This is a genomic window from Micromonospora sp. NPDC003776 (assembly GCF_053605645.1).
Genome location: NZ_JBSGJR010000247.1, coordinates 1 through 9,456, shown reverse-complemented (window position 1 = coordinate 9,456; position 9,456 = coordinate 1). Strand labels below are relative to the sequence as shown.

Here is a 9,456-nt window from a genome sequence, read left to right as displayed (position 1 = left end):
CGGCCAGTGAGCGGGTCGCCCCGCGGGCGTGCAGCGCGGCGATCGCCGCCACCGCACCCGGGGCGGCCACGGCGAGCGCCCCGGTCAGTGGGATCGCGGACCGGCCCTGCGCCCGGTAGAAGTCCAGGTCACCGCCGTCGGGCCCGTAGCCGCTTCCGTTGATGGTCCACACCGTTCCGTCCGGCTCGCGGACCACGGCGAAGGCGTCGCCGCCGACGCCGCACTGGCCGGGCAGCGCCAGCCAGGACATCGCGGCCATCGCCACGGTGGCGTCGATCGCGGTGCCACCGTCGGCGAGCACGCGATGACCGGCGGCGCTGACCGTCGGGTGGCTGGAGACCGCCATGTGTTCGCCGGCGAGCACCGGGTTACGGGTCGGTGCCGGCCAGTCCTTGTCCGCGCCGCTCATGTCACCGGCTTACGGCGTCGTGGCCCACCGGTCGCGATGTCCTCCGGTGTGACTCCCACGTAGATCTGCCCGTCCTCTTCCCGCACGGGGAACGTCTTGATCGGTTCGGTGGCGGGCGGGCAGACCGGCTCGCCCGTCTCGAGGTCGAAGACGCTGCCGTGGCAGGAGCAGCCGATGCCGTCGTCGACCAGTTTGCCGGAGGACAGCAGGCAGTCCAGGTGCGTGCAGTAGTTCGACGTCGCGTACGCCCTGCCCTCGCAGCGGGCGACGCACAGTTCCAGGGTGTCGGCGTAGAAGCGGCGGACGTAACCGTCAGGCACCTGACCGGAGCGAGCAACCCGGACGTATCGGACGGCGTCCGGCTCCGCTGCCGCGTCTGCGGTGCCGGTGACCTCGGGCGTGCTCATGAGGCCACGTACACGGTCTTGTCGACGGTGTAGAAGTGCATCATCGTCTCCCCTGCCTGTTCCTTGAACGTCTGGGTGCTGGAGTTCTTCAGCCCACCGAAGGGGGCGTTCATCGCCATGCCCGTGGTGGGCTGGTTGACCTTCACCAGGCCGCTGTCGACCCGACGGGCGAAGTCGAGCGCACGGCCCAGGTCGCGGGTGACGATCCCGGCCGACAGACCGTACGCGGTGTCGTTGGCGACGCTGATCGCGTCGTCGAAGGAGCCGACGCGCAGCACGCTCAGGACCGGCCCGAAGATCTCCTCCTGCGCCAGCGGCGACGACCGGTCGACGTCGGTGACCACCGCCGGGCGGACGAAGTTGCCGTGTTCCAGGCCCGGGTCGAGCGGCTCGTCGCCGGCGCGCAGACCGGCGTTGGCGGCCGCCGCGAGGTCGAGGTAGTGCCGGGTCTTGTCCAGTTGGGCGCGGGTCGCGAGGGGGCCCATCTGCACACCGTCACGCAGCCCGTCACCGACCCGGCGGGCGCGGGCGAGCACGGCCACCCGCTCGACCAGCGCATCGTGCGCCGCGTCGTGGACGATCAGCCGGCTGGTGCCGGTGCACGCCTGGCCGCTGAGGCCGAACGCCCCACGGGCCACGATGTCCGCCGCCCGGTCCAGGTCGGCGTCCTCCAGCACGATCACCGGATTCTTGCCGCCCATCTCCAGTTGGCAGCGCTGAGCAGGCCCGACCGCACGGTGGATGGCCGCACCGACGTCGGACGAGCCGGTGAACGTCACCGCACCCACCCGCGGATCCGCGACCAGCGCCGCGCCGGCCTCCCCACCACCCTGCACGAGGGCGAGCGCACCGGCTGGGACGCCCGCCTCGAGCAGCGCCTCCACCAGCCGCTGCCCCATCAGCGGGGTCACCTCGCTCGGCTTGAACACCACCCCGTTGCCCGCCGCGAGGGCCGGGCCGAGCTTGCGGGACGGGATGTTCAGCGGGAAGTTCCACGGCGTGATGGCCACGACGACCCCGACGGGTTCCCGGGAGGTGTAGACGAGGCTGCCGTCGCCCGTGGCGTAGGTGCGGCCAGCGACGCGCAGGGCCTCACCCGCGTAGAAGCGCAGGTTCGACGGGGTTCGGCGGGTCTCGGTGAGCGCCTCGGCGAGCGTCTTGCCTTCCTCACGTACCAGGTCTCGGGCGAGGTCGTCGGCGCGGGCGGCGAGGATGTCCGCGGCCCGGTGCAGGACAGCCGCCCGGGCCTCCGGGCCGTGCTCCGCCCATTCCCGGTAGCCCGCCGCCACCGCCGTGACCGCGTCGTGGGCGTCCTTCGCGTCGGAGTCCGGGAACACCGCGACGACCTCGCGCTCGTCGGCCGGGTTGCGCCGCTCGCGGGTACGCCCGCTGGCCGACCCCACCCACTCGCCGCCGATGAAGTTGCCTTTCACAGTTGCTCCTCCAACGCCGTCAGCTCGGCCAGATCGACGTCCTCGTCGGCGAGGACCCGCGGATCCACGCTGATCCGGCCGGCGATCAACTCCTTGGCGACCAGGACGTCCCCGCCGCGGTCGACGGCGAACGCCGCCCGCACCAGGCCGTCACGCAGGTAGAACGCGGAAAAGTCGAAGTCCGCGACCGAGCCGCGCACGACCAGCTCGTCCCAGACCGGCGCGTGGCCGGTGTACTGCAGGTTGTGGTCGTACTGATCCGACCAGAACCAGTGCGGGTCGGCGTACGACATGGTCCGGCCGATCATGTTGTTGGCGGCGGCGGTCCCCTGCCGGCTCGCGTTGTCGAAGTGTTCGACCCGGATCCGCTCCCCGAACAGCGGATGCCAGTGGTTGGCGACGTCACCGGCGGCGTACACGTTCGGCGCACTCGTGCGGCAGTACTCGTCCACCAGCACGCCGTTGTCGACGGCCAGACCGGACCGCTCGGCCACGGCGGTGTTCGGGGTGATGCCGATACCGACCACCACCAGGTCACCCTCGATGCGGCCGCCGCTGGTGGTCACCACCACGCCGGCAGGTGTCTCGACGACGGATGCGACGGACTCCCCCAGCCGCAACGTGACGCCCTGCCGGCGATGGATCGCCGCGCAGGTGGCCCCGATCTCGCGCCCCAGCACACGCTGCAGCGGCACCTGCAGCGCCTCCACCACGGTGACGTCGGCACCCTTGCCGCGGCTGGTGGCGGCCACCTCCGCGCCGACGAACCCGGCCCCGATGACGATCACGTGGACGCCCGGACGAAGCTGGGCGCGCAGCCGCTCGGCGTCGCGCCGGGTGCGCAGGTAGTGGATCCGCTCACCGGTGACACCCGGCAGCCGGCGTGGGCTGCCGCCGGTCGCGAGCAGGACCATGTCCGCGGCGACCTCCGTGCCGTCGGCCAACTCCACCCGCCCGCGCTCAGGCCGGACCTGGACGGCCGGTTGGCCGAGCCGCAGGTGCACGTCGTTCGCCGCGCACCACTGATCCGACAGCAGAGCCAGGCCGCAGTCGTCGTCGCCGGCGAGGTACTCCTTCGACAGCGGCGGCCGCTGGTACGGCGCTTCCGGTTCCGCGCCCAGCAGCTCGATCCGGCCGTCGAAACCGCGCCGGCGCAACGCACGGGCGGCGACGGCGGCGGCCTGACCGGCCCCGACGGTGACAATTGTCCTGGTCATCGGCGTCTCACCCGGCTGCGGTGGTCGTGTACGAGGCGGCGTCAGCGCCCTCGGGGCGGGGGCGCCGGCTGACGTAGATCTTGTCGTCGGCCACCCGCACGTCGTACGTCGGCTGGCACTCGACCTGGTCCGCCGCCTGCCCCGTGGCGGGGTCGAAGGACCACTGGTGGCCGGGGCAGATGATCCGCCCGTGCAGCACCGTGCCCTTGCTCAGCGAGCGCTGCTTGTGAACGCAGACGTCGTGCAAGGCGAAGACCCGGCCGCCGACGAGGAACAGCGCGATCGGTGTGCCGTCGACGAGCACCTGCTTCTTCTTGCGGCGCGCGAGCTCCGGCAGCTCGGCGACGAGCACCCATTCGACGGGGTTAGGCTCGCTCACTCCCGACTCCCTCCATGACTGAAGCGGCTGCTGAACTCTGGCCGCAGATGCCGGAAGGGTGGGCCAACGCGTGGACCCACCCGTCCGACTGCGCCGATCAGGCGCTGACCAGGTCCGGCGCCACGTAGGTGTCGTAGAGCGCCTTGGTGTAGGAGAAGCGCATCTCCGCACCCCAGCGGACGAACTGCAACGACCGCTGCTGAAGTTCGGGCGTGTTCGCGTGGTCCAGCACGATCTGGTAGCCACGCTCGCCGTGCACCTCATCGGAGGTGATGTGCAGGTCGAAGAACTCGATCTCGTCCTCGGTGAAGCCGTACACCTCGCGCAGCGGAACGATCTGCTTCTTGTAGATGCTCGGCACCTGCGACTCCAGGCCCACGACCAGCGCCGCGGTCGCCACCGCGAAGTGCTCGCGGATAGCGGTCGCGTAGCACCACGCCTGAAGGCCGCGGGTCACCGCGTTCATGTTGTTCGGGTCCTCGATCCGCTCCCGGGTCGTCCCGCACGCCTCGGCGAAGCGGATCAGCAGGTCCGTGTGGCGGATGTCGGCCAGTTCCTCCTCGTACATGTTCTGCAGGAGGAAGTCCTTGGCGTCGGTGCAGGTGTCGGGGGTGTTGGCGTAGACGTAGCTCAGGTAGTCGGCGAACGGGCCCACGTAGTGGTAGTGGTTCTCCGCCCAGCGCGCGAAATGGTGCCGCTGCAGCTTGCCATCGGCCCAAGCCTGGCTGAACGACGCGTTCTTGGCCTCCCTGCCCTTGATCGCGTCCTCGAGGGCAGCACGGAAATTGTCGCGGGAGAGCAGCTCGGTCATCTGGTCGCCTCTCTCTGTGGTGCGTCGGTACGATCCCGGCAGCCCGGCGCAGCGCCACGGGAGTCTCTGGGATGTCACCAACGCTAAGGAGACCGACGACCAGCACCCCACGGTCAAGATGCACATCATTCGCCGCATCCTTCTGTGCAGACCGCCCACAGCGCCGACAGTGGCCGATTTGCCATCGTGGGTCGGTGCCCACGATCAGCAGCACGCATCCACGCCGATTCCGCTGGACGGCGACAAAAGCGCCACAAACCATCGGCCGACAGCGTCGATGGCGGGAGGCGATGGCCGTCGTACTGGCGGTCAACAGCGGCGCCACCGACGCCATCGGATTCCTGGCCCTAGGCGGAGCCTTCACCAGCGTCATGACCGGAAACATGGTCCTGCTCGGAGTCGCCGTGGCCGGGACCGACGGTGCGCTGGCCCTGCACACCGGGGCGGCGATCCTCTGCTTCATCCTCGGCTGCTCCCTCGGCACACGCATCGCCGGCACCCCAAAACCCGACGACCCGGTCTGGCCGCCGGCGGTGACCCGAGCACTCGCCGTCGAAGGCGTGGTGCTCATCGGGTACGCGGTGGGCTGGTGGTGGAGCGGCGCCCACCCAACGGGACAACTGCAACTGTCGTTGCTCGTTCTCAATGCGCTCGCGCTCGGCATCCAGAGCAGCACCGTCCAACGCTTCGGCGTGGCGGGCCTGTCCACCACCTACCTCACCGGGACGCTCACTACCCTGATCGCACGACTCACCTCCGGGCACCGACTACGCGACGTCACGCCGAGCGCCCTCACCCTCCTCGGGCTGATCACCGGCGCAGCGCTCGGCGCGTTGCTCGCCACACAGGCACCCGTGTGGGCACCGCTGGTGCAACTGGGCAGCCTCGGCATCGTGCTGGCTGCCGCCGCCACGTCGATAAAGCCGGCACCCGACCGCGACCTCATTCGTCGGTGACTTCCCGTCCCGTTCGCCGACTGCGGGTAGGCCGGGTCCGCCGGGCTGCCGGCCGGGGTCAGGGTCCGGGTCGTCTGGTCGCCCACGGAGCAGACGGTCGAGCAGCGACTGTACGGCACCTGCCCGCCACCGTTCCGCTCAAAGCGGGCGTCGTTTGGAGCGGCGACCAATGGCCGAAGGTGGCCGGCGGCGAGCTGGACTCGCCGCCGCCAAGCCGTCATCTCAGAGCTTCGGTGTCGCCACCGATTCCGCGTAGCCGGCCGCGCACATCATTGCCTCGGCCGCATGTTTCATCGCCTCGGGCGAGAGCCGCTCCATCACGTCCCTGAAAGACACTTCGTAAAACGTGGCGAGGCTGGCCGCGATCCGCAGGATGTTGGCTGCCTCATGGTCGGCTCGGAGCTCACCCCGGTCCAGTGCCTGAACAGCCTCCGGCCAGGCAACTCCGGCGTTCCTGGGGCTCATCTCGTCATACACCTCGATGAACTTGCGAAACTCCGGCTGGTCAAGCCAATACCGGTGCCGCACCAACAGTCGTACCGCGGCCACGTTCGTGTACATCTCCGCGGTGCCGAGATGCAACAGCTCAATCAGCTCGTCCGCGTCCACACCTTCAGGCGTTCTTGTCATCGGCTCCTACCTATTCAAAGGGATTTCGGAGAACTCGGGGATCTCCCCGATACCGGGAATCTCGATGCCGCCGCCTATCGGCATCCCCGAAGCCGAGATCCCCGGGATCTCGCCGACATCGCCGGAGAGCGGGTTGGGGTTGCCCGCTGCCGGCACCCGGAAGCCCGGAGCCACGTAAGCCCACCCGGCAGTAAAGATGCCTTGGCCAGGCACATCCGACCGCTTGCTGCGCGGCCTGCCACGCTCTTGACCGGTGACCGGTTTAGCCGGCGGCCCGGGCCGGCCCGGGGTCCGCCGGCGGTGCGGCGGGCGGGCGGTCGGCGCCGAGACCGGTGAGCACCGCGTATCCGTCGGTGAGCAGCGCCGACTCGGCGTCGTCGACGAAGGCCAGGTCCGCCTCGACGTGCCGGCTGGCGGCCGAGAGCAGCAACCGGACCAAGGGGTCGTCGGCGCGGCGGCGCAGCGCGTCCAGGTTGCGTAACTCCCGCATGAGGTGGCCGCGCTGGTTGCCGAGCACCGTGCGGACGGTCGCCGGCTCACCGGACCGCGCCGCAGCACTGACCTTGAGGAAGAAGTCGTCGCGGAACCCGCCGCTGCGCGGGCTGGGCTCGGCGAGCCAGCGGTCGAGCTCTGCCTGGCCGGCGGGCGTGATCTCGTAGACCACCCGGTCGGGCTTGACCGGTTGGGCCTGTCGTTCGGCGACCACCAGCCCGTCCCGGGAGAGCCGGTCGAGGATCTGGTAGAGGTGCCCGATATTGAGCGGCCCCCACTGGGGGCCGACCGCCGCCTCGAAGGCCCCTTTCAGCTCGTATCCGTAGCTGGGCCCGCGGGCGAGCAGGGCCAGGACGGCGTGCTGGATGGCCATCGTCTTCTCCAATCCGGTTCCGGACAGCATCGCCGGAGGGGTCTTGCATTGTCACAATGTATCGCGCACAGTGTGGACAGCACACGGGGAGGCGCGACATGTTCCACTTCATCTGGGGGCAACTTCGTGGCCGTGCGGGACGGTCGGTGGCGCTGCTGGCCGGCGTGCTGGTGGCCACCACCGGCTTCGTCGTCCTCACCGGCGCCACCACCACCTCCCGGCTCGAGGTGACCGGCACGGTCGAGCGGAACACCCGCGCCGCGTACGACATCCTGGTCCGCCCGAAGGGCACGCGGACGCCGCTGGAGGAGCAGCGCCGGCTGGTTCGCCCCAACTACCTCTCCGGCCTTTTCGGCGGCATCACCGCCGCACAGTACGAGCGGGTGAGGGCGGTTGACGGGGTGACCGTGGCGGCTCCGATCGCGATGCTCGGCTACTCCACCACGGCGATCGAGCTACCGCTCGACCTGACCGACGCGGTCGACCGGTCGCTGGACCGGCAGGTCATCCGGGTCGACCGGACGTTCCTCGCCGAACGCGGGCTCACCCGCGGCCCGGCCCAGCCGCTCTACATCTATGTCACCAAGCACCGGCTGCTCTATCCGCTGCACGACGGGTGGAGCAGCGACGCCGTCCCGTACAACGACGGCCGCAGATACGACTCGCAACTGTGCGGCGATGCCCCGCGGGAGGTGCTCTCGGACGGACGGAGCGGGCCGATCTGCGACCCGCGCTGGTACCAGGGCATCACTCCGGACACCTTCAGTGAGCGGCAGACCTGGACCGCCGAGGCCTTCCGCCTGCTGCCCGACGGACGCTTCGAGACGAACGCCCCGGGCGCAGCCGGTTCGCCGCTCTCGCTGGCGTCGGATCGGCTGGTCGTCAAGCTGGCGCTGACGGTTCCGTTCCTGCTCGCTGCCGTCGACCCGGACGCGGAACAACGACTGGTCGGGCTCTCCGGGGCGGTGGTGGACGGCCGCCCGCTCACCTCCGCCGACACCGTGCAGACCGAATCCCGGTACGGTTCGCGCAGCCACACCCTCCCGGTGCTGGTCAGCGCCCGGCCGTACCTGGACGGGGCGATCCGCACCACCTGGACCCGGGTCACCCCCAGGGGCAGCATCGCCGATGTCGCCCCGGACGCCTTGGCCCGGACGCTGCAGGGCGCCCCTGCCGTGCCGGCCGGTGGCACCGTGCTCGACTCGGTGGACGGGTACCGGGCACAGCTCGCCACCGGCCAGGGCGCCGACAAGTGCTGCTGGGGACAACTCCAGCGGGTCGTCCAGCCCGGCCAGACCGGGTACGACCAGCTGCCGGACGGGACACTGCGCGCCCGCCCCGCCGCCGAGTCCACGGTGTACACCGACGGCCGGATGTCCACGCTGCTGCCTCGCCCCTGGCTGACCGAGGACACCCCGTTCCGCGGGCTGACCGAGCTGCGCCTCGGAACCCGCTCCAAAGATCTACGGCAGTGGCGTTCCGTGGGGGTCTTCGACCCGGAGAAGTTGACCGGGTTCAGCGACCTGGGCAAGGTGCCGCTGGAGACGTACGAGCCGCCGCTGGCCGCCGGCGCCGACGCGCACAGCCGAGGCGCACTGGGTGGCCGTCCGCTGCAGCCGAGCGGCAACCCCGCTGGTTACCTTTCCGCCCCACCCTTGCTGTTGACCAACCTGGCCAGCATGTCCAAGCTTCTCGAGGGTGGTGGCAGCCCGCAGCGCACCGCCCCGATCAGCGCGATCCGGGTCCGGGTCGCCGACGTGCACGGCTACAGCGAGCGCTCCGCCGAACGGGTTCGGCTGATCGCCGAGCGGATCGCCCAGACCACCGGCCTCGACGTCGACATCACCCTGGGCTCCTCCCCCGCGCCGCAGACCGTGGAGCTGCCGGCCGGCGCGTTCGGCCGGCCCGCGCTGCGGCTGACCGAGAACTGGTCCGCACTGGGCGTCGCCTCCACCATCACCCGCGCCGTCGACCGCAAGAGCGCCGCGCTCTTCCTGCTGGTGCTGGTGGTCTGCGTGCTCTTCCTGGGCAACGCGGTCTCGGCCGCGGTCCGGGACCGCCGTCCCGAACTGGCGGTGCTGGCCTGCCTCGGCTGGCCGGCCCGGCGAATCGGGGCGCTCATCCTCGGCGAGGTGGCCGCGCTGGGCCTGGCCTCCGGGCTGCTCGCCGTCGGGGTGGCGTTTCCACTCGGCGCGGCCCTGCACATCGACGTCGACTGGCGACGGGCACTGCTCGCCGTGCCCGTGGCCCTGCTGCTGGCGGTAGCGGGCCAAGGCCGCCCGGCGCAGCACTGTGACCTCCACGTCGTCCACCGTCACGGTGCCCCGGTCGGCCCGCACGATCGCGCCG

The 9,456-nt window shown here is 70.8% G+C and carries 10 protein-coding genes; 2 read left to right on the top strand and 8 right to left on the bottom strand.

Translation table 11 applies throughout. The annotated features are described in order from the left end of the window. The 6 genes from ACWEVO_RS20115 to ACWEVO_RS20090 all read right to left on the bottom strand — a co-directional run. Positions 1 to 409, bottom strand: a 409-nt coding sequence (locus ACWEVO_RS20115; RefSeq protein WP_452309051.1) for a gamma-glutamyltransferase, incomplete at its 3' end; no start/stop codon positions are given. Then, positions 406 to 816 (bottom strand): Rieske (2Fe-2S) protein, encoded by a 411-nt coding sequence (locus ACWEVO_RS20110; RefSeq protein ID WP_452309050.1) that lies wholly within the window; start codon positions 814 to 816, stop codon positions 406 to 408. The genes ACWEVO_RS20115 and ACWEVO_RS20110, both read right to left, overlap by 4 nt. After that, positions 813 to 2,249, bottom strand: coding sequence for an aldehyde dehydrogenase family protein (locus tag ACWEVO_RS20105; RefSeq protein WP_452309049.1), 1,437 nt, complete (start codon positions 2,247 to 2,249; stop codon positions 813 to 815). The genes ACWEVO_RS20110 and ACWEVO_RS20105 overlap by 4 nt, the downstream gene beginning before the upstream one ends. Next, the gene (locus ACWEVO_RS20100) at positions 2,246 to 3,466 is read right to left on the bottom strand and encodes an NAD(P)/FAD-dependent oxidoreductase (RefSeq protein WP_452309048.1); all 1,221 of its coding nucleotides are present in this window, start codon (positions 3,464 to 3,466) and stop codon (positions 2,246 to 2,248) included. Before ACWEVO_RS20100 ends, ACWEVO_RS20105 begins: the two co-directional genes overlap by 4 nt. Before the next feature lie 7 nt (positions 3,467 to 3,473). After that, on the bottom strand, positions 3,474 to 3,845 hold the full coding sequence (locus tag ACWEVO_RS20095) for a Rieske (2Fe-2S) protein (protein ID WP_452309047.1): 372 nt from the start codon (positions 3,843 to 3,845) through the stop codon (positions 3,474 to 3,476). A 97-nt stretch (positions 3,846 to 3,942) separates the two neighbouring features. After that, a complete protein-coding gene (locus tag ACWEVO_RS20090; RefSeq protein ID WP_452309046.1) occupies positions 3,943 to 4,656 on the bottom strand; it encodes a TenA family transcriptional regulator in 714 nt (237 codons plus the stop codon). Positions 4,657 to 4,946: 290 nt separating this feature from the next. Between ACWEVO_RS20090 and ACWEVO_RS20085 the strand changes: the two genes are divergently transcribed. Next, positions 4,947 to 5,612, top strand: a complete 666-nt coding sequence (locus ACWEVO_RS20085; protein ID WP_452309045.1) for a YoaK family protein — start codon at positions 4,947 to 4,949, stop codon at positions 5,610 to 5,612. 222 nt (positions 5,613 to 5,834) lie between these two features. Here the strand turns inward: ACWEVO_RS20085 and ACWEVO_RS20080 are convergent, their stop codons facing one another. Further along, positions 5,835 to 6,221, bottom strand: a complete 387-nt coding sequence (locus tag ACWEVO_RS20080; RefSeq protein ID WP_452309044.1) for a hypothetical protein — start codon at positions 6,219 to 6,221, stop codon at positions 5,835 to 5,837. 283 nt (positions 6,222 to 6,504) lie between these two features. Beyond that, positions 6,505 to 7,107, bottom strand: coding sequence for a PadR family transcriptional regulator (locus tag ACWEVO_RS20075; RefSeq protein WP_452309043.1), 603 nt, complete (start codon positions 7,105 to 7,107; stop codon positions 6,505 to 6,507). 98 nt (positions 7,108 to 7,205) lie between these two features. Here ACWEVO_RS20075 and ACWEVO_RS20070 point away from each other — a divergent pair. Beyond that, positions 7,206 to 9,456, top strand: a 2,251-nt coding sequence (locus ACWEVO_RS20070; RefSeq protein ID WP_452309042.1) for an FtsX-like permease family protein, incomplete at its 3' end; no start/stop codon positions are given.